Source organism: Streptomyces sp. CNT360, from assembly GCF_000424785.1.
In genome coordinates this window covers 267,300-287,059 of sequence record NZ_AUKO01000004.1, presented here as the reverse complement: position 1 = coordinate 287,059, position 19,760 = coordinate 267,300, and the positions used below count along the sequence as shown (strand labels likewise).

Here is a 19,760-nt window from a genome sequence, read left to right as displayed (position 1 = left end):
CCTCCTGCCATGGAGGCACTGGCCGCACGGCTGTCGCACCTGGACAGCCAAGCCGAGGGCGCGATCCGCGTCGTGATGTTCTACGACACGCTGATCCGCCGGCGGGTGGATCTCCCGGCGCTCGCCCGCGCCTCTGCGGGCCTGGCCGAGTGCGTGACCGGAGTACGGCTGCACGGCACCGGCCGGGCCATCCGCGTCGCGCCCGACGGGCAGCCGGCCGCCACCCCGCCGTCGGCCGCGTCCGCCTCCACCCCGGTCGTCCTCGACGACGAGGAGATCGGCACCGTGTGGCTGGAGCGCCCCGGCCCGGCCAACCAGCTGGACGAGCTGTTGCTGGACAGGCTGGCCATCGCCGCAGCGGCGGTCGTCGAACGGTACGGTCCGGCGCGCACCACCATGGCGGACCCCGCCCTCGTCGAGCTGGTGATCAGCGCCGACAGCGACGAGGCGGCCCGGGCCCGTGCGCTGCGGCTGCTGGGCTTCGCCGTCGACCTGCCCGTCCACGTCGTCGCCGTACGGGCGCGGCTTCCCCTCGACCGGATCGGCACCCTGGTGTGCCCGGACCGCCCGGTGAAGGCGGCGCCGTTGTCCGATGTGGGCGTCATCCTGGCCACCACCGTCGGCGCGGGCCGCTTCCCGGAGGGCGTCCGCGCGGGCATCGGGACGGCCCGGACACCCGACCGGTCCTGGCAGCAGGCCCGCACCGCGCTGCGCTTCACCACCGCGCGCGCTCCCGTCGTCCGCCACGCCGACCTCGGCGCCCTGGCGCTGCTGGCCGAGATCCCGCAGGACGCCGCACGCGACAACGCCGACCTGGCGGCGATGGCCCAGGTGGCCGAGAACCCCGGCGACCTGGAGACGCTGGACGCCTACTGCGCCGCCGGTTCCCTGCGCCGTGCGGCCGAACTGCTCCACCTGCACCACAGCAGCGTCGCCCGCCGGCTCGAACAGATCGGCAGGACCCTGCGCATCGACCTTGCCGAACCCGCCGGACTGATGCGCGCCACACTCGCCCTCACCGCATGGCGCCTGCTGGCCGACTGAGCACGGTGAGCCACCTGCGGGACGGGACCGGCCTGCACGAGAGTGGCGCCCCGCCACGGGCGCCCCCTTCCGCGCACCGGGGGACTGCCACGACGTGTACGACCGTGTGACGGACGAGAAGCGACTGCACCTCGAAGACGGCGGAACCCTCCGTGGGCCCTTGGGCCACGCCGGGACGCCGGGGCGGGCAGCGAGCGGGCGGCCGGACTGCGGTGTATATGTGGAGCGTGCGGCCCCGGCAGATTCCCTCAGCTCTCCGTCGGTCGGAGCAGCGGCGCCGTGCGCTGCTGGCACTCCCGCTCGGTCTGATCGCCGCCGTCACCGTCGTCGACGTCCTCGCGCCGGAGGACGTGCATCTGGGCCCGCTGCTCGTCGCCGCCCCCGCCGTCGCCGCGGCGCTCGGCGGGAGAGGACTCGTCGCCGGTGTCGGTGGCCTCGCGGTGCTGGCGCAGCTCTTCATCGGGGTCACGCGGCGTGGCTGGCTCAGCCTCAACCACGAGGTGCAGGTGCTCTCCCTGGCGATCGTGACAGCCGTGGTCATGGTCTTCTGCTCCGTACGGGAGCGCCACGGCCGGGAGCTGACGCAGGTCAGGTCCGTTGCGGAGGCGGCCCAGCAGGTGATCCTCCGCCCGCTGCCCCGGCGGGCCGGTCCGCTCGGGCTCGCCGCGGTCTACCTGGCGGCCGAGGCGGGGGCCCAGATCGGGGGCGATCTGTACGCCGTCGCCCGCGTGCGGGGAGGTACCCGCCTGCTCATCGGTGACGTCCGCGGCAAGGGGCTGGACGCCGTCAGCGACGCCGCGATCGTGCTCGGGGCCTTCCGGGAGGCCGCCCACCGGCGGCCCGACCTCGCCGACCTGACCCGGGACCTGGAGCGCAGCCTCAGCCGGACCTTCACCGAAGGCATGGGGGAGCCGTCCGCGTCCGCGGCTCCCACGCCCGGCACCCCCGGCCACGGCGGACCCGCGGCCACCCGGGGCCCCGGCCGACCGGGGGACGCCCCCGCCGTCGAACCCGTCGAACCCGTCGAACCCGCCGGGACCGTCGGAGCCACCGAGTTCGTCGAGGACTTCGTCACCGCCGCCGTCCTGGAGATCCCCGACGGGGAGCCCGTCGTCCGGGTCGTCAACTGCGGGCACCCCCCACCGCTGCTGCTCCGGGGAAGCGAGGTCACCCGCCTGTCGGCCAGGCAGCCCGGGGCCCCGCTGGGACTGGGCGGCCTCGGCCCAGACGGATACCAGGTCGACTCCTTCCCGCTGGACACCGGCGATCTGCTTCTGCTGTACACCGACGGGGTCATCGAGGCCCGAGACGGGGCGGGCACCTTCTTCCCCCTCGCACAGCGCCTGCCTGCCTGCGCCGACGACGACCCGCACTCCGCGGTCGAACGGGTCAGGGACGCCCTGCTCACCCACGCGGGCGGCAGCCTCGACGACGACGCCGCCCTGATCGCGGTCCGGAGGGCGCCGCGAGGCGACCTCGACGCGGACGGCGTGGGGCACCCGGCAGCCCCTGGCGAGGGGCGAGGAACCGCTTGAGCGCAGACGGCGTCCACGGGCCGGGCAGACCGCAGGCCCGCTCGGAGGCGTGGGGCTGCGCGGCGTAGGGGGCGGCACCATGCGGTGGCCCTCGCGCAACAGTGCCCGTGTCAGCGGGGTGCGGGGGAGGGCACGGTGAGGATGCCCAGTGTCGAGCGGGCGGGCAGGAGTCCCGTTTCGATGACGGCTGCGAAGGCGGGGCGGCTCAGCTCCGCCAGCCGTGCGCACCCCTTCTCGCCGAGGGCCCGGTACGGCCCCGCGGCCAGCTCGTCCGTCCGCCGCTCCACCTCCTCGCGCAGGTCCCGCCCGGCGTCGGTGGCGATCCCTTCCTCGTCCATCAGCCCGCGCGCGGCGAGCCGTTGCCCGGCGGCGGCCCACTCCTGTTCGCTCCAGCCGCGTGAGGCGAAGTTCTCCACCGGCGCGGCACCGATCGCGGCGAAGGAGACCAGCGCCTCGCAGCCGTCCAGCCCGGCGGTCAGGAGGGCGGCGAGGTGGCCGTCGCCCCGGTGCTCGCGCAGGATGTTGGCCGCCTGCCACAGGACCAGGTGCGGCTCCTGCGGCCAGGGCAGCGCAGCGTTGGCGGCGGCGAGCGGGCGCCCGGCCAGGTCGGCGGCCTCGGCGGCGGTCCGGGCCAGCTCCGCTGCCTCGATGAGGCCGTGCTCGGTGATCCGGTCCCCGAGTACGGCGCGCAGCGCCGCGTCCACGCCGCGGGCGCGCGCCGCCAGCACCGCCTCGGGCGTGGCCGTCTGCCATGCCGCGGGCACGTGGGTGGCGACCGTGTGCGGGCTGAAGCTGTAGAAGGTGGCGGCCACCGTCTCGGGGGAGGCGGAGCCGAGCGGGGCTGCGCGCAGGGCGAAGTAGGCCGGCCAGCGTTCGGTGGTGTCGTAGCCGAGAGCGGCGGTCTCCGCGGCGACCTCGGGAGCGAAGTGGACGGAGGCGTAGACGGGTTCGAGCTGGTGCCACAGGTGCCGTGCGAGACGCGGGAAGTCAGCCATGGCGGTAAGCTAGCCCGCTATGTGAACAGCGTCAACATGCGGGCCTTCCGTCGCCGCGCGCATGCTGACGCCATGGCAGCGAGGAAGAAGCCGAAGATCCAGGTGCGGCGCGTCTACGAGGACCCGCAGCCCGCCACCGACGGTGTCCGGGTGCTGGTCGACCGGGTGTGGCCGCGTGGCGAGTCCAAGGAGAAGGCGGCGCTGGACGACTGGAACAAGGACGTCGCCCCCAGTACGGAGCTGCGCAAGTGGTACCGGCACGATCCCGACCGCTTCGAGGACTTCGCGGAGCGCTACCGCGCGGAGCTGGCCACCGAGGAGGGCGGGCGGGCGCTCGACGCGCTGCTGGCGGCCGCCCCCGGCGCCGGGACCCTCACGTTGGTCACGGCCGTGAAGGACCCCTCGATCGGTCATACGCGGGTGCTGGAGGAGGAGCTGAAGGCCCGCCTGTGAGCCGTCCCGGCCGACATCCGCGCAGGTCGCAGACGCGTTGACGAAACATACGAGGGAGTGCATACTTATACCAGTCAGCGCATGCACGTAAGGAGAAGCCAGTGACCGAGCGCGTCGTACTCGCCTACTCCGGCGGCCTGGACACCTCAGTCTGCATCGGCTGGATCGCCGAGGAGACGGGTGCGGAGGTCGTCGCCGTCGCCGTCGATGTCGGCCAGGGCGGCGAGGACCTGGACGTCATCCGCAAGCGTGCGCTGGCCTGCGGCGCCGTCGAGGCCGAGGTCGCCGACGCCAAGAGCGAGTTCGCCGAGGAGTACTGCCTGCCGGCGATCAAGGCCAACGGCCTCTACATGGACCGCTACCCGCTGGTCTCCGCGCTGTCCCGGCCCACCATCGTCAAGCACCTGGTGGCCGCGGCGAAGAAGCACGGCGCCGGCACCGTCGCCCACGGCTGCACCGGCAAGGGCAACGACCAGGTGCGGTTCGAGGCCGGCATCTCCTCCCTCGCGCCCGATCTGAAGTGCATCGCGCCCGTCCGCGACTACGCCATGACCCGCGACAAGGCCATCGCCTTCTGCGAGGAGAAGGGCCTGCCCATCGCGACGAGCAAGAAGTCGCCCTACTCCATCGACCAGAACGTCTTCGGCCGCGCCGTCGAGACCGGCTTCCTCGAAGACATCTGGAACGCCCCGATCGAGGACGTGTACGAGTACACCTCCAACCCCGCCACCCCGCGCGAGGCCGACGAGGTCGTCATCACCTTCTCCGCGGGTGTCCCGGTCGCCCTCGACGGCAAGCCCGTCACCGTCCTGCAGGCGATCCAGCAGCTCAACGAGCGGGCCGGGGCCCAGGGCATCGGCCGGATCGACATGGTCGAGGACCGGCTGGTGGGCATCAAGTCCCGCGAGGTGTACGAGGCGCCCGGCGCCATGGTGCTGATCACCGCCCACCAGGAGCTGGAGAACGTCACCGTCGAGCGGGAACTGGCCCGCTACAAGCGGCAGGTCGAGCAGCGCTGGACCGAGCTCGTCTACGACGGCATGTGGTTCTCCCCGCTCAAGCGGGCCCTGGACGGCTTCGTCGACGAGGCCAACCAGCACGTCACCGGCGATGTGCGGATGACCCTGCACGGCGGGCGCGCGGTGGTCACCGGACGCCGCTCCGAGCAGTCGCTGTACGACTTCAACCTGGCGACCTACGACACGGGTGACACCTTCGACCAGTCGATGTCCAAGGGCTTCATCGAGATCTTCGGCCTCAGCAGCAAGATGGCCGCCAAACGCGACCAGGCGCAGGCGTAAGCTCGTCCTTTCGCCCTGCCTGACGTGGGCACCCCGCGCCGCGAGCGCCGGGGTGCCCACGTGTACCACCCGGCCCGTGGCCGGTCACGCAACCGAACCCCCGCCAGGAGTAGCGCAGCAGTGAGCAGCGACAACAGCGGCAGCGACATCCGCCTTTGGGGCGGCCGCTTCGCGGACGGGCCGGCCGAAGCCCTGGAGAAGCTCTCCGCCTCGGTCCACTTCGACTGGCGCCTCGCGCCGTACGACATCGCCGGATCCCGGGCCCACGCCCGGGTGCTCCAGGCGGCGGGCCTGCTCACGACGGACGAGCTGGGCCGGATGATCGACGGGCTCGACGCCCTGGAGCGGGACGTCGCCTCGGGCGCCTTCCAGGGCACCCTCGCCGACGAGGACGTCCACACGGCGCTGGAGCGCGGCCTGTTGGAGCGGGTCGGCAACGACCTGGGCGGCAAGCTGCGCGCGGGCCGCTCCCGCAACGACCAGGTCGCCACGCTCTTCCGGATGTATCTGCGGGACCACGCCCGCGTGCTGGGCGGGCTGCTGGCCGACCTCCAGGGCGCGCTCGTCGGCCTGGCCGAGGCGCACCCCGAGGTCGCGATGCCCGGCCGCACCCACCTCCAGCACGCCCAGCCCGTGCTGTTCGCGCACCACGTCCTCGCCCACGCCCAGGCGCTCGCCCGGGACGCGGAGCGGCTGCGCCAGTGGGACGCACGGACCGCCGTGTCGCCGTACGGCTCGGGCGCGCTGGCCGGCTCCTCGCTGGGTCTGGACCCGGAGGCGGTCGCTGCCGACCTCGGCTTCGAGGGCGGCAGCGCGGCGAACTCCATCGACGGCACGGCCTCCCGCGACTTCGTGGCGGAGTTCGCGTTCGTCACCGCGATGATCGGGGTGGACGTCTCGAAGATCGCCGAAGAGATCATCCTCTGGAACACGAAGGAGTTCTCCTTCGTCACCCTCCACGACGCCTTCTCGACCGGCTCCTCGATCATGCCGCAGAAGAAGAACCCGGACATCGCGGAGCTGGCGCGCGGCAAGTCGGGGCGGCTGATCGGCAATCTGACCGGGCTGATGACGACGCTCAAGGCGCTGCCGCTGGCCTACAACCGGGACCTCCAGGAGGACAAGGAGCCGGTCTTCGACTCCATCGACCAACTGGAGCTGCTGCTGCCCGCGTTCACCGGCATGACGGCCACGCTCACGGTGCACGGGGACCGGATGGCCGAGCTGGCCCCGGCCGGCTTCTCGCTGGCCACCGACGTGGCGGAGTGGCTGGTCAAGCGCGGCGTCCCGTTCCGGGTCGCGCACGAGGTGGCGGGCGCCTGCGTCAAGGAGTGCGAGAGCGCGGGTATCGAGCTGGACGAGCTGACGGACGAGCAGTTCGCCGCGCTCTCCCCGCACCTGACGCCCGACGTACGGGAGGTCCTGAACGTGCCCGGGGCCCTGGCAGCCCGGGACGGGCGGGGCGGCACAGCGCCCTCGGCCGTCGCCGCCCAGCTCGCCGACTTCCGCACCGATCTGGAGAGCCAGCGCGCGTGGGCCGACGCCAAGCGCTGAGCGCTCGCCCACCGGCCCCGACCGGCTGAGCGGTGCACCCGCCGGGACGGCATCCGGGTGCGAACGGGGCCTGTCCCACGCCGGGGTGCGCGCTCCGCGGAGCGGGGCGGCTACGGTGGTGCGGCTTGTCGGAGCCGACGCCGAGAGGGCCGGAGCCACGCCCGGCCGGGGAGATGCCGATGTCCTTCAGCCGCCTTGCCGCCGCGACCACGCCGACCGCCCGCCTCGGCCTCGGGCTGGCGGCCGTGGGCCGTCCCGCGTACCTCACGCTCGGGCGGGAGGCCGAACTGCCCGCCGACCGTTCTGTGGAGGCGTTGCGCGCCCGTACCCACGAACTGCTCGACGCGGCCTACGCGCAGGGCGTGCGGTACGTCGACGTGGCGCGCTCCTACGGCCGGGCGGAGGAGTTCCTCGCCGCCTGGCTGCGCGCGCACCCGGAGGCCGACGACCTGGTCGTCGGCAGCAAGTGGGGCTACACGTACGTGGGGGAGTGGCGCACGGACGCCGAGGTGCACGAGGTCAAGGACCACTCGCTCGACGCCTTCGAGCGGCAGCGCGCCGAGACCCGAGACCTGCTGGGCGACCGGCTCGACCTCTACCAGATCCACTCCGTCACCCCCGACAGCCCCGCGCTGACGGACCCCGCGCTGCACGAGCGGCTCGCCGGGCTGGCGGCGGACGGTGTCACGATCGGCTTCAGCACCAGCGGGCCCGCGCAGGCCGAGGCGATCCGTGCGGCGCTGACCGTCGCCGTGGACGGCAAGCCGCTCTTCCGTACCGTCCAGAGCACCTACAACCTGCTGGAGACCTCGGCGGCGGCGGCGCTGGCCGAGGCGCACGCGGCGGGGCTCACGGTCATCGTGAAGGAGGCGCTGGCCAACGGGCGCCTGGCGGGCGGGCAGGAGCCGCGGGATCTGCACATGGTGGCCGAGGCCGCGGGGACCACGCCGGACGCCGTCGCGCTCGCCGCCGTGCTGCGCCAGCCGTGGGCCGGCGTCGTGCTGTCCGGGGCGGCGTCCGCCGGGGCCCTGCACTCCAACCTGGCGGCCACGGCGGTGGAGCCCGCCGAGGACCAAGTGGCCCTGCTGGCCGACCTGGTGGAGGAGCCGGAGGTGTACTGGCGGCGGCGCGGCGAGCTCCCGTGGGAGTGAAGCCGCAGGTCATCGCCGGTCACCGCGGTTAATGCGTGCATGACACACAGATTTGTGGGCAGGTGGTCCTCCGCACCTTGACAACTGGGAGACCGAGAAATGAAAAAGGCATCGACAGCCGCAGTGGCCCTCACCCTTTCCGCGGCGGTGGTCGCGGGGGGAGTCGGGTTCACCGCCGGAGCCTCGCAGGCCGAGGCGGACCGCAAGCCCGCCCCCGCGGTCCAGGACGACTTCGATCCGCTGGGCCCGCCGATGCACGAGACCCGGCACGACGGCCGCACCGTGCACTACAGCGACACGGGCGAGAAGGGCGGTACCCCGGTGCTGTTCTTCGGCGGCACCGGAACCACCGCCCGCGCCTCGGGGATGACGGAGTTCCTGCGCACCACCCGGCAGAAGCTGGACCTGCGTCTGATATCCGTGGAGCGCAACGGCTTCGGCGACACGGAGTACGACCCGAAGCTCGGCTTCGCCGACTACACCGCGGACGTGCGGGCCGTGCTCGACAAGCTCCACCTGCGCAAGGCGGCCGTCGTCGCCATCTCGGGGGGCGGCCCCTACGCGGCCCACTTCGCCGCCGACGCGCCCGCACGGATCGCCTCCCTGCACCTGGCGGCCGCCCTCCCGCCGTACGGCGCCAAGGCGGACTACTGCGGCAAGAGCGACGCGGAGCTGAAGAAGGACTTCGGGGAACAGATCCGCGACCCCCGCAAGTGGTGGGGCTTCCCCGAGGACAGCCCCATGCACGACATCCCCGGCTTCACCGACCGCGCCGAGGAGGACGGTGCCCGCTCGTACTACCTGCGCGGGCAGAAGGGTGATCCGTCGGCACAGGTCCACGAGCAGAAGCTCTACTGCGAGCGGCCCGGCCCCGACCTGGCGAAGCTGACGGCACCGGCCTACGTCTACACCGGCAAGAAGGACACCACCGTGCCGCCCGCGACGCAGGCCCGCTGGAACACGGCGCTGCCGGGCAAGCCGACCGTACGCACCTACGGCGACAGCGGCCACGACGTGCAGTACCGCCACTGGGACCAGATCCTGCTGGACGCGGCCGGCTACGCCGACCGGAGCGCTGTGTGCACGGGCAGGAAGACCCGGGTGCTGCCGCACAAGGAGGCCGAGCGCGCCGTGGAGAAGGGCGCCACGCAGGGGAGCTGCGCCTGGCGCTGAGCCGGCCGCCCGCACGAAGGTGCCCCGCCGCGCTACTGCGGCGGGGCACTTGTGCTGTCGCGCCCGATTGCCGCCTCGACGACTGCTCTTTTCGCAGGGCTGCTGTCTCGTATGCGACATGTTCGTCTCATGCGCGGTAGCCTCGTCTCATGTCTCTGGACCGGGAAGCGCTGCTGAGCACAGCGGCGGACGTGCTGACGCGGCGGCCGACCTCCTCGATGGACGACATCGCCAAGGCCGCGCGCATCAGCCGCGCCACCCTGCACCGGCACTTCGCCGGGCGCGACGCGCTCATACGCGCGCTCGAACACCTCGGCCTCCAGCGCCTGGACGCCGCGCTGGACGCCGCGCACATCGAGGAGGGCGACGCCGCCGAGGCCGTGCGGCGCGTCATCGCCGAAGCCGAACCGCACGCAGGGTTCCTCGGCTTCCTCGTCACCGAGAACCAGCTCTTCGAACCCGGCGAACAGAACGCGGGCTGGACCCGCATCGACGAGCGCATCGGCGCCCTCTTCCGGCGCGGACAGCAGGAGGGGGCCTTCCGGATCGATCTGACCCCGGCCTGGCTGACCGAAGCGCTCTACGCGCTGGTCACCGCGTCGGCCTGGGCGGTCCAGGACGGCAGGGTCGCGGCCCGCGACTCGGCACGGATGACCGTCGAGCTGCTGCTCGACGGCGCACGACGGAGCAGTGAGAGATGAGCAGCAAGTTCGCAGGACCCGGGACGCACACCGAGGCCCGGCCCGGCGGCGACCCCTCCCGGCTGCGCTGGATCGCCCTCGCGGTGCTGGTGCTGGCCGTGCTGCTGGTCGGCATCGACGTCACCGTCCTCGGGCTGGCCGCCCCCTTCCTGAGCGAGGACCTGCGCCCCTCCAGCACCCAACTGCTGTGGATCGGCGACGTCTACTCCTTCGTCATCGCCGGACTGCTGGTCTCCATGGGCAGCCTGGGAGACCGCATCGGCCGCAAGAAGCTGCTGCTGACCGGCTCCCTCGCCTTCGGCGCCCTCTCCGTGCTGACCGCCTACGCCCACAGTGCCGAGGCCATGATCGTGTGGCGGGCGCTGATGGGTGCCGCCGGTGCCACCCTGATGCCGTCCACGCTCGCGCTGATCCGCAACATCTTCCCCGACCCGCGGGAGCGCAGCCTGGCCGTCGGCATCTGGGGTGCCATGACGGCCGCCGGCACCGCCGTGGGGCCCGTCGTCGGCGGGTTCCTGCTGGAGCACTTCTGGTGGGGCTCGGTCTTCCTGATCAACCTGCCGGTGATGGCCGTGCTGGTGCTGGTGGGCAGCAAGCTGCTGCCCGAGTCGAGGAATCCGGCTCCCGGGCCGTGGGACCTGCCGAGTGTCGGCCTGTCCATGGTGGGCATCATCGCCGTCGTCTACGCCGTCAAGGAGGGCGCCGCCTACGGCTTCCGCTGGGACGTGGCGGTGACGGGCCTGGTCGGCCTGGCCGGGCTGTACGCGTTCGTCAGGCGGCAGTTGCGCCTGCCGGCACCGCTGCTGGACATGCGGCTGTTCACCCACCGCGGCTTCACCGGTGCGGTCCTCGCCGACCTGCTGACCATCCTCGGCCTGTCCGGGCTGGTCTTCTTCCTCTCCCAGTTCCTCCAGATGGTGCAGGGCCGCACCCCGGTCCAGGCGGGGCTCGCCGAGCTGCCCGCCGCGATCGGGTCCGTCGTCGCCGGGCTGTTCGCGGGCTGGTTCGCCCGCCGCACCTCGGTGCGCGGCGCCGTCTCCGGGGGCCTGGTGGCGGTGGGTCTGGCACTGGGCGCCTGCCTGTGGCTCCAGGCCGGATCCGGCTATCCGCTGCTGGGCGGTGTCCTGCTGGTGGTCGGCCTCGGCGCGGGGCTGGCGTTCACGGTGACCGCGGACGTCATCCTCTCCGCGGTTCCCAAGGAGCAGGCGGGCGCGGCGTCGGCCGTCTCGGAGACCGCGTACGAGCTGGGTGCCGCACTGGGCATCGCCCTGCTCGGATCGGTGGTGACCGGGGTCTACCGCGCGTTCCCGACGCCAGCGGGGGTGCCCGGGGGCGCCGCCGAGCACGCCAGGCAGTCGCTGGGTGAGGCGGTCCGCACGGCGCACGGACTGCCCGGTGGCGCCCGGGACGCGCTGCTGGACGTGGCGCGGGACACCTTCACCCAGGGCCTGCGGTACGGCGCCGCGGTGGGGGCCGTCGTGCTGCTGGCCGCCGCCGTGCTGGCCTGGCGGCTGCTGCGCGGGCAGACGCTGGGCGAGGTGCCGACGCAGGAGTGAGGGCGCTTGGGCCCCGGGCCGGGGAGGGAGAGGCGGTCAGGCGGCCTTGGCCTTGGTGGCGTACATGTCGACGTACTCCTGGCCCGACAGCTCCATGACCTCGCTCATCACCTCGTCGGTCACCGCGCGGAGCACGTAGCGGTCGCGGTCCATGCCGTCGTAGCGGGAGAAGTCGAGCGGCTCACCGAAGCGGACGGTGATGCGGCGGCCGCCGCCGATCCGCGGGAGGCCCTTGCCGTCCGGCTGGACCGCGTCCGTACCGATCATCGCGAACGGCACGACGGGGGCGCCCGTCATGAGGGTCAGCCGCGCGATGCCCGTACGGCCCCGGTAGAGGCGGCCGTCGGGGGAGCGGGTGCCCTCCGGGTAGATCGCGAAGAGCCTGCCCTCCTCCAGGATGCGGCGGCCGGTCATCAGCGCGGCGACACCGCCGCGGCCGCCGTCCCGGTCGACGGGGATCATGCCGACGCCGGTGAAGAACCACGCCATCAGACGGCCCTTGAGGCTCTTGCCGGTGACGTACTCGTCCTTGCCGATGAAGAACACCTGACGGGTGGTGACCAGCGGGAGGATCATCGAGTCGATGAAGGTGAGGTGGTTGCCCGCCAGGATCACCGGCCCCGAGCCGGGAATGCGGTCGGCCCCTTCGACCTGCGGCCTGAACAGCACGCGAAGGAGCGGGCCGAGCACTGCCTTGATCAGCCGGAAACGGGACAACGGACCCTCCGCCCAGTCGGTGTGGCCGTGCGCGTGGGTCTGCGCACGGAAGCGCAGATGAGGACGATACTCGCCGTACCGGGTGTCGAGCACACCGGGTTGCTTGTCCCGTTACGGGGAGTTGACGCCGCTTGCTCCGTATTGCCCACTCCTCGTCCTCCGACTCGGCCCTGTTTTCCCCTCGTTCGCACTGATGTCTCCCGCACGCCGCCCACCCGGTCCTACGATCACCCCGGCATGTGGCAGTGACCGGACCTCGGTGCCACGAGACCTCTCGGGAGAGCGCATGGGACAGGAGCAGCAGCCGGGCCGCAGAACCGTGCTGTCGGCAGCGGCGGCGCTGAGTGCGGCGGGTGCCGTCACCCTGGGCGCGGGCGGTACCGCCCAGGCCGCGGACCGGCAGCGCAGCGGCTCCGGCGAGCGGGGGCACGGGCACCAGTCCCTGCCCACCCCCTGCGTCATCGCACACCGCGGCACCAGTGGCTACCGTCCCGAGCACACGCTGGGCTCCTACCAGCTCGCCCTCGACATGGGGGCCGACGTCATCGAGCAGGACCTGTGCCCCACCAAGGACGGGCACCTGGTGTGCCGGCACGAGAACGACATCACCGCCACCACCGACGTGGCCGACCACCCCGAGTTCGCCTCCCGCAAGACCACCAAGACGGTGGACGGCACCGAGCTGACCGGCTGGTTCACCGAGGACTTCACCCTCACGGAGCTCAAGACGCTCCGCGCCAAGGAGCGCATCCCCCAGACGCGCCAGCACAACACCCTCTACGACGGCCGCTGGGAGGTCCCCACCTTCAAGGAGGTCCTGGACTGGGCCGAGGAGCAGGGGCGGCGTCGCGGCCGCCGGGTGTGGCTGCACATCGAGACCAAGCACCCCACCTACTTCCGCAAGCTGGGCCTGGCGCTGGAGAAGCCGCTCGCCGAGCTGCTGCGCCGCTACGGGCGGCACACGGCGCACGCGCCGAACTTCGTGCAGTCCTTCGAGCCGAGCAGCATCCGGACGCTGAGCAAGCTCGTGGACTGCCCCGGCGTCGTGCTGCTGTCCGGGCTCACCTCCCGCCCCTGGGACTTCGTGGAGGCGAACGACCCGCGCACGGTCGCCGATCTCGTCGAGCCCGAGGGGTTGAAGTGGATGGCCCGGTTCGCGCAGGGCGTCGGCCCCACCCTGGAGCTGGTCATCCCCCGGGAGAAGGACGGCACGCTCGGCGAGCCGACCAGCCTGGTGCGGGACGCGCATGCGCAGGACCTCCTGGTGCACCCCTACACCGTGCGCAACGAGAACACCTTCCTCCCCGTCGACTTCCGCAAGGGCGACGACCCGAACGCCTACGGCGACTCCTTCGGCGTCTTCAAGCGGTACTTCGCCACGGGCATCGACGGCCTCTTCTCCGACAACTGCGACACCGCCCTGCTGGTCGCTGAAGAGTTCCGCAACGACGCGTGACCGCCGCGGGCGCCGCGGCTGCGCCCGGCCCGGCACGGGTTCCCGCGCCGGGCCGCGAGGGGCGGCCCGGCGGACGACGACCTGACACCGTCGAGTGATGCGCCGCCCGTCCGGCAACCGCGGGCGGGCGGCGCGCGTGCACCGGCGTATGGACCAGCCCTTCCCGCAGCCCTCCCTCCTGGAACCCGGCCTGCACGCACTGCTGCGTGCCGAGTGCGCGGCCGAGGCGGCGGCCCTTCCCGGCGTCGACCCGGCGGACCTGTGCCAAGGGGTGTGGCTGCGCTGGCTGGAGCGGTTACCGCAACAGGGGCCGCCCCCCGAGCCCGCCACCTGGCTGCGGGAGGCCGTGGCCGCCGAGGCCCGCCTCGCCGCCCGTCCGCGACGGCGCGAGGTGCCGGTGGGTACGCCCGACGGGCCGCGCGTACCGGCGCAGCGCCGCGTCACCTCCGCCGACGGCGCGGGCGACACGGCCAGCGAGACCGAGGCGCCGCTGCTCGCCGCCGAGCGCCTCCGCGAGGTGTCCGCAGCGGTGGCGCTGCTGCCCGGACGGTGCCCCCTCCTGCTGCGGGCCCTGCTGTCCGGCGGAGAGCCCACATACCCGCAAATCGCCCATGCGTTGGGAATCTCACAGGGCGCCGTCGGCCCGCTGCGTTCCCGCTGTCTGGAATGCCTGCGCAGAATGCTCGCGGCGAAGGTTCCGCCGCCCTCCCCGAAGGGAAGGGTGCGAGAGGTAACCGGCGTCACCAGGGCAGACAGCGCGGGCGCGACACCCTCACTTGCACGTGCCCGGGCGCACACAACTTGGGGAGGCATGCGCACATGGGCATGAGCGTGACCATCTCTGCGGCGGACGAGCGCGACGTCGAACAGATACTGAAGCTGCAGTACCTCTGCTTCCAGCGCGAGGCGGAGCTGTACGGCGACTACCGCATCGAACCGCTCGTCCAGACGCTGGAGGAGCTGCGCGTCGAACTCGACCGGGGCTGCGTGGCCGTGGCCCGCCTCGGTGAGGAGGTCGTCGGGTCCGTGCGCGGTCACGTCGACTCCGAGGGCACCGCCAGGATCGGCCGGCTGTGTGTGCACCCGCGTCTGCAGGGGCACGGCCTGGGCGGACGGCTGCTGGCGGCCGTCGAGGCCCGGCTCGCCGCGGAGTTCGCAGCCAAGCGCTATCACCTGGTGACCGGCAGCCGCAGCGAGGGCAATCTGCGCCTGTACCGGCGCAGCGGCTACTCCCCGGTCGGCACCGAGCGGGACCGCCAGGTGACGCTGGTCGCTCTCCAGAAGGACGCCGCGGAGTACGCGACCAGCGCCTGAACGCCCGGCGCGACGGCCGCGGAACCGGTGGCCGACGGCCTCAGCCGGCGGCGGAGGCGGCGTGGTCCCGGTGGCCACGCCGCAGCCACCACAGCCCGGTCACGGGGAGGGCCACCGGAATGAACAGGTAGCCCATCCCGTAGTCCGACCAGACCGTGGCGTCGGGGAAGGCGGAGGGTTCCACCAGCGTCCAGGTGCCGACCGTCAGCACCCCGATCAACTCCAGCACGCAGCAGCCGAGGGCGGCCTTGCGCGCCGTCTCGCCCCCGCGCACCAGGGATACCGTGATGAAGGTGTAGACCAGCCCGGCCACCGCCGAGAGCAGGTAGGCCAGGGGCGCCTTGTCGAAGTCCATGGACAGCTGCACGATCGAGCGGGACGCCGCGCCCACCGCGACGATCCCGTACAGCGTCACCAGGAGCTTGCCGGGCCCCGAGTTGAGGCCGCCGGTGCGCCGGGGTGCGGGGGAGCTCTCCGTGGTCGTCGGTTCAGGCACCGGTGCCGCCTCCCCAGATGTCGTAGAGCCGCACCTGGAGCACCGCGAGCACCACGGCCCCGGCGACCACGATCAGCGAGCCCCACTTGGTGCGCTCGGTCAGCGAGACCAGCCCCACCACGGGTACGCACGCCAGGACGCCGACCAGGTACGAGAAGAAGATCACCGACCCGTCCGCCGGGTGCTGCCCCCGCGCGACCTGCACGATCCCCACCACCAACTGGACCAGGGCGAGCAGGGTCACCACGGCCATGCCGATGAAGTGCCAGTCCTTGGTCGGCTGGTCCCGGTAGGCCGCCCAGCCGCACCACGCGGCCAGCACAAGTGCGGCCACGGCCAGCGTGACGGTGAGCGGGGTGAGCATGTGAAGGAGTCTAGAAGGGCTCCCGTGCCCGCCGGCGCCCGCCCCCGTGCCTGCCGCCGCCCGCGCCCGTGCCCGCTCGCGCCCGGGAGCGACCCGTGGCCACCCCGCGGGGCCCGGGGCCCGCATCCGTTCCGCGCGCTCTCCCACGTACGCTGCCCGGCATGAAGTTCGACGCCCCCGCGACCCTGCTGTTCGACAACGACGGCACCCTGCTCTCGTCCATGGAGTCCGTGATCCGCTGCTGGACCCGCTGGGCGCACGAGTACGGGATCAGCGCGGAGGACTTCGCGGCGGTCGAGCTGCACGGCCGGCCCGCCGCCGACATCGTGGCGGACCTGCTGCCCGCCGAGCGGGTGCCCGAGGCGCTGGAGCGGATCAAGCGTCTGGAGGTGGAGGACGTGCCGCACGGCAGGGTGTTCGCGCTGCCGGGCACCGTCGCGCTGTTGGCCTCGCTGCCGCGGGGAAGCTGGGCCGTGGTCACCTCCGCCACCCGCGAGCTGGCCGAGGCGCGGTTGCGGGCCGTGGGCATCGAGGCGCCGCTGGTGATCGCCGCCGACGACATCACCCGCGGCAAGCCCGACCCGGAGCCCTACCTGGTGGCGGCGGAGAAGCTGGGTGCCGACCCCGCACGCTGCGTGGTCTTCGAGGACGCGCCGGCAGGACTGGAAGCGGGCCGCCGGGCCGGTATGCGGACCGTGGGCCTGGCCACCACGCACGCCCGCGACGAGCTGCGCGCCGACGTGGTCGTCGCCGACCTGAGCGCGGTGCGCGCGCAGACCACGGCCTCGGGTGTGACGGTCGTCGCGGAGGACTGAGCGAGCCGGGCCGTGCGGCGGCCCGTGTCCATTGTGGTGTCCGTCATGTGGACAGGGGCCTCGGTGTCGTCCGTCTCATCTGGTTTACTGAGGACCATGAACACGACGAGCTGCCGCACGCTTGCGACCGAGGCGACATGGGCGCCCGGCGCTCGCTGTCTGCGCAGCCGTGCCTGGCCGCCGCACACCGCGCGGCGAATGTGTGCCCGCTGAGGGCCCCCGCCTGAGCTGACCGAGGCGACTCGCGCCCCGAAGCGAGTCACGCGCCCGCGCCCCGCTCCACCGGCACCGCCACCCACCGCACCGCGGTCACCCGCGCCGCACGCCGCACCGCTGCGTGCCCGGAAACGGTGCTGCCGCGCCCGCGGGCCGCGCCGCGCGCCTCTGGGACGGCACCCACCCAGCGCACATCCCACCGACACCCACGGACGTTTCTGTGATCACGACAAAGGACCTCACGAAGGTCTATCGCACCCGTGACCGCGAGGTCACCGCACTGGACGGCGTCGATCTCCACGTAGGCGAGGGCGAGGTCTTCGGCGTCGTCGGCCAGAGCGGCGCCGGCAAGTCCTCCCTCATCCGCTGCGTCAACCTCCTGGAGCGGCCCACCTCGGGCACCGTCACCGTCGACGGGCAGGAGCTGACCGCGCTGGCCGGCAAGGGCAAGCGCGCCGGCAAGGAACTGCGCCGGGCGCGCGGCCGTATCGGCATGGTCTTCCAGCACTTCAACCTGCTCTCCTCACGCACCGTGCTGGGCAACGTCGAGCTGCCGCTGGAGATCCTCGGCCACTCCGGCCAGGAGCGCGTCCGCAAGGCCCACGAGCTGCTCGAACTGGTCGGACTCGACGACCGGGCCAAGGCCTACCCGGCGCAGCTGTCCGGTGGCCAGAAGCAGCGCGTCGGCATCGCCCGCGCCCTGGCCGGCGACCCCAAGGTGCTGCTGTCCGACGAGGCGACCTCCGCGCTCGACCCCGAGACCACCCGCTCCGTGCTGCAACTGCTGCGCGACCTCAAGGAGCAGCTCGGCCTCACCGTGCTGCTCATCACCCACGAGATGGACGTCGTCAAGGCCGTCTGCGACTCGGCCGCGCTGATGCAGGACGGCCGCGTCACCGAGTCCGGCACCGTCCCCGAGCTGCTGGCCACCCCCGGCTCCGAGCTGGCGCGAGAGCTCTTCCCGGTCGGTGGCGTCCCCTCGACGCCCGACCGCACGGTCGTGGACGTCACCTTCCACGGGGAGACCACCACCGAGCCGGTGATCTCCAAGCTGTCGCGCACCTACAACGTGGACATCTCCATCCTGGGCGCGGCCATGGACACGGTCGGCGGCAAGCAGGTCGGGCGGATGCGCATCGAGCTGCCCGGCAGCTTCGAGGACAACGTCGTGCCGATCGGTTTCCTGCGCGAGCAGGGGCTGACGGTGGAGGTCGCGGCGACGGCGCCGGGCGAGGCGAAGAGCGAGGCCGCCGGCCGGCCCGTCAAGGAGGGTGTCAAGTGAGCTGGTCCGAGATACAGCCGCTGCTGTCCCAGGGGTTCTGGGACACCCTCTACATGGTCGGCTGCTCCACCCTGATCGCGGTCGTCGGCGGGCTGCCTTTGGGCCTGCTCCTCGTGCTGACCGACAAGGGCGGGATGCTGCAGAACGCCTCCGTCAACAAGACTGTCGGCGCGCTCGTGAACGTCGGCCGCTCGCTGCCGTTCATCATCCTGCTGATCGCGCTGATCCCCTTCACCCGCTTCGTGGTCGGCCAGTCCGTCGGCTCCACCGCCGCGATCGTGCCGCTCGCCATCGGCGCCATCCCGTTCTTCGCCCGGCTGGTCGAGACCGCCGTGCGCGAGGTGGACCACGGCCTGGTCGAGGCCGTGCAGGCGATGGGCGGCGGCACCCCCACCGTCGTCTTCAAGGCCCTGCTGCCGCAGGCCCTGCCGTCCCTGGTGGCCGGACTGACGACGACCGTCATCGTGCTGATCGGCTACTCGGCGATGGCCGGCACCGTCGGCGGCGGCGGGCTGGGGTCGGTGGCGGTGCAGTACGGCTACCAGCGATTCGAGACCAGCGTCATGATCGCCACCGTGGTCGCGCTGATCGTCATCGTCACCGCCGTGCAGATCATCGGTGACGCGGTCGTCCGGCTGCTCGCCTCGGACCGGGGCGGCCCCGCCGCAGGCAACGGCGGAGCGGGGCGCCGACTGGCGCGCCTGGGCCGGGGCCGCACCGTGGCGGTGGCCGCCGCGGTCGTCGTCCCGCTGGCGCTGATCGGCTACGGCCTGGGGCAGAGCGGTGACGACGAGGACACCCTCACCATCGCCGCGTCGCCCACCCCGCACGCGGAGATCCTGGAGTACGTCGAGAAGAACCTCGCCGAGAAGGAGGGGCTCAAGCTCGACGTCCGCAAGTTCAACGACTACGTGGTGCCCAACACGGCCACCGAGTCCGGCGAGGTCGACGCCAACTTCTTCCAGCACAAGCCGTACCTCGACGACTTCAACAAGAAGAACAGCACGCACATCGTGCCGGTCGTCGACGTCGAACTGGAGCCGCTGGGCCTCTACTCCAAGAAGGCCGGCAGCCTGGGGAAGCTGGGCTCCGGCGACACCGTGGCCGTCCCCAACGACTCCACCAACGAGGGCCGCGCCCTCCATCTGCTGGACAAGCACGGCCTGATCGAGCTGAAGCCGGGCGCCGGCCAGGAGGCCACCCTGGGCGACATCGCCGACACGAAGGGGCTGAAGTTCAAGGAGTTGGAGGCCGCCGCCGTTCCGCGCTCCCTCGACGACGTGGACGCGGCCGTCGTCAACGGCAACTACGCCGTGGACGCCCACCTCAACCCGGCCCGGGACGCCCTGGCCGCGGAGAAGGTCAAGGGCAATCCGTACGCCAACTTCCTCGCGGTCAAGGACGGCAACCAGGACGACCCGCGGATCGAGAAGCTCGCCAAGCTGCTCAACTCGCCCCAGGTCAAGGAGTTCATCGAGGACAAGTACAAGGGGGCCATCGAGCCCGCCTTCGGGCCTGTGGGATCGTGAACCCCACGGCCTGAGCCGGGGCAAGTCCCCGTGTCGACAAGTCTTCTCATCAGCGCCGGGTCCCCTCACCGAAGGGGCCCGGCGCTGCACATCACGGTGCGGATGCTG

General features: G+C 72.6%; 19 protein-coding genes and 1 pseudogene. 16 read left to right on the top strand and 4 right to left on the bottom strand.

The features are described from left to right. The first annotated feature begins 9 nt into the window (after nucleotides 1–9). A complete protein-coding gene (locus H297_RS0111465) occupies nucleotides 10–1,044 on the top strand; it encodes a helix-turn-helix domain-containing protein (RefSeq protein ID WP_027737155.1) in 1,035 nt (344 codons plus the stop codon). A gap of 227 nt (nucleotides 1,045–1,271) precedes the next feature. Beyond that, a complete protein-coding gene (locus H297_RS35860; RefSeq protein WP_486589478.1) occupies nucleotides 1,272–2,579 on the top strand; it encodes a PP2C family protein-serine/threonine phosphatase in 1,308 nt (435 codons plus the stop codon). Between the two features lie 110 nt (nucleotides 2,580–2,689). Here the strand turns inward: H297_RS35860 and H297_RS0111455 are convergent, their stop codons facing one another. Then, on the bottom strand, nucleotides 2,690–3,574 hold the full coding sequence (locus H297_RS0111455; RefSeq protein ID WP_027737154.1) for an SCO6745 family protein: 885 nt from the start codon (nucleotides 3,572–3,574) through the stop codon (nucleotides 2,690–2,692). A 72-nt stretch (nucleotides 3,575–3,646) separates the two neighbouring features. On the opposite strand from H297_RS0111455, the gene H297_RS0111450 reads away from it, so the two are divergent. The 7 genes from H297_RS0111450 to H297_RS0111420 all read left to right on the top strand — a co-directional run bounded on the left by H297_RS0111450 (nucleotide 3,647) and on the right by H297_RS0111420 (nucleotide 11,463). Then, nucleotides 3,647–4,027 (top strand): DUF488 family protein, N3 subclade, encoded by a 381-nt coding sequence (locus H297_RS0111450; protein WP_027737153.1) that lies wholly within the window; start codon nucleotides 3,647–3,649, stop codon nucleotides 4,025–4,027. Nucleotides 4,028–4,128: 101 nt separating this feature from the next. After that, on the top strand, nucleotides 4,129–5,328 hold the full coding sequence (locus tag H297_RS0111445; RefSeq protein ID WP_027737152.1) for an argininosuccinate synthase: 1,200 nt from the start codon (nucleotides 4,129–4,131) through the stop codon (nucleotides 5,326–5,328). A 120-nt stretch (nucleotides 5,329–5,448) separates the two neighbouring features. After that, entirely contained in the window at nucleotides 5,449–6,882 is a 1,434-nt protein-coding gene (argH, locus tag H297_RS0111440) for an argininosuccinate lyase (RefSeq protein WP_027737151.1), read from the top strand. Between the two features lie 179 nt (nucleotides 6,883–7,061). Continuing rightward, nucleotides 7,062–8,033, top strand: coding sequence for an aldo/keto reductase (locus tag H297_RS0111435; protein ID WP_027737150.1), 972 nt, complete (start codon nucleotides 7,062–7,064; stop codon nucleotides 8,031–8,033). 99 nt (nucleotides 8,034–8,132) lie between these two features. Then, nucleotides 8,133–9,206 carry an alpha/beta fold hydrolase gene (locus H297_RS0111430; protein ID WP_027737149.1) on the top strand — a complete coding sequence of 358 codons (1,074 nt, stop codon included), beginning with the start codon at nucleotides 8,133–8,135 and terminating at the stop codon, nucleotides 9,204–9,206. Between the two features lie 149 nt (nucleotides 9,207–9,355). Then, nucleotides 9,356–9,907, top strand: a complete 552-nt coding sequence (locus H297_RS0111425) for a TetR/AcrR family transcriptional regulator (RefSeq protein WP_027737148.1) — start codon at nucleotides 9,356–9,358, stop codon at nucleotides 9,905–9,907. Then, complete coding sequence (locus H297_RS0111420; RefSeq protein WP_027737147.1) at nucleotides 9,904–11,463, top strand: MFS transporter; 1,560 nt, start codon at nucleotides 9,904–9,906, stop codon at nucleotides 11,461–11,463. Before H297_RS0111425 ends, H297_RS0111420 begins: the two co-directional genes overlap by 4 nt. Nucleotides 11,464–11,499: 36 nt before the next feature. Here H297_RS0111420 and H297_RS0111415 read toward each other — a convergent pair whose 3' ends face one another. Further along, on the bottom strand, nucleotides 11,500–12,180 hold the full coding sequence (locus H297_RS0111415) for a lysophospholipid acyltransferase family protein (RefSeq protein ID WP_027737146.1): 681 nt from the start codon (nucleotides 12,178–12,180) through the stop codon (nucleotides 11,500–11,502). A 286-nt stretch (nucleotides 12,181–12,466) separates the two neighbouring features. Between H297_RS0111415 and H297_RS0111410 the strand changes: the two genes are divergently transcribed. From H297_RS0111410 to H297_RS0111400, 3 genes are all read left to right on the top strand, one after another. Continuing rightward, nucleotides 12,467–13,636, top strand: coding sequence for a glycerophosphodiester phosphodiesterase (locus H297_RS0111410; protein ID WP_027737145.1), 1,170 nt, complete (start codon nucleotides 12,467–12,469; stop codon nucleotides 13,634–13,636). A 97-nt stretch (nucleotides 13,637–13,733) separates the two neighbouring features. Further along, entirely contained in the window at nucleotides 13,734–14,465 is a 732-nt protein-coding gene (locus H297_RS35855) for a sigma-70 family RNA polymerase sigma factor (RefSeq protein WP_064744810.1), read from the top strand. Beyond that, nucleotides 14,456–14,950 (top strand): GNAT family N-acetyltransferase, encoded by a 495-nt coding sequence (locus H297_RS0111400; protein WP_027737144.1) that lies wholly within the window; start codon nucleotides 14,456–14,458, stop codon nucleotides 14,948–14,950. Before H297_RS35855 ends, H297_RS0111400 begins: the two co-directional genes overlap by 10 nt. A 40-nt stretch (nucleotides 14,951–14,990) precedes the next feature. Here H297_RS0111400 and H297_RS0111395 read toward each other — a convergent pair whose 3' ends face one another. Together H297_RS0111395 and H297_RS0111390 are read right to left on the bottom strand one after the other, a co-directional pair. Then, the gene (locus H297_RS0111395) at nucleotides 14,991–15,446 is read right to left on the bottom strand and encodes a hypothetical protein (RefSeq protein ID WP_027737143.1); all 456 of its coding nucleotides are present in this window, start codon (nucleotides 15,444–15,446) and stop codon (nucleotides 14,991–14,993) included. Continuing rightward, nucleotides 15,439–15,810, bottom strand: a complete 372-nt coding sequence (locus tag H297_RS0111390) for a hypothetical protein (RefSeq protein WP_027737142.1) — start codon at nucleotides 15,808–15,810, stop codon at nucleotides 15,439–15,441. The genes H297_RS0111395 and H297_RS0111390 overlap by 8 nt, the downstream gene beginning before the upstream one ends. Before the next feature lie 161 nt (nucleotides 15,811–15,971). Here H297_RS0111390 and H297_RS0111385 point away from each other — a divergent pair, with 161 nt between their 5' ends. From H297_RS0111385 to H297_RS44160, 4 genes and pseudogenes are all read left to right on the top strand, one after another. Continuing rightward, nucleotides 15,972–16,625: an HAD-IA family hydrolase gene (locus H297_RS0111385; protein ID WP_027737141.1), complete on the top strand. Its 654-nt coding sequence runs from the start codon at nucleotides 15,972–15,974 to the stop codon at nucleotides 16,623–16,625. A 436-nt stretch (nucleotides 16,626–17,061) separates the two neighbouring features. Next, nucleotides 17,062–18,123, top strand: a complete 1,062-nt coding sequence (locus tag H297_RS0111380; RefSeq protein WP_027737140.1) for an ATP-binding cassette domain-containing protein — start codon at nucleotides 17,062–17,064, stop codon at nucleotides 18,121–18,123. Next, nucleotides 18,120–18,767, top strand: a pseudogene (locus H297_RS44165) (methionine ABC transporter permease); the annotation flags it as partial. The gene H297_RS0111380 and the pseudogene H297_RS44165, both read left to right, overlap by 4 nt. A 105-nt stretch (nucleotides 18,768–18,872) precedes the next feature. After that, nucleotides 18,873–19,652 carry a MetQ/NlpA family ABC transporter substrate-binding protein gene (locus H297_RS44160; RefSeq protein ID WP_486589497.1) on the top strand — a complete coding sequence of 260 codons (780 nt, stop codon included), beginning with the start codon at nucleotides 18,873–18,875 and terminating at the stop codon, nucleotides 19,650–19,652. Nucleotides 19,653–19,760: the final 108 nt, after the last annotated feature.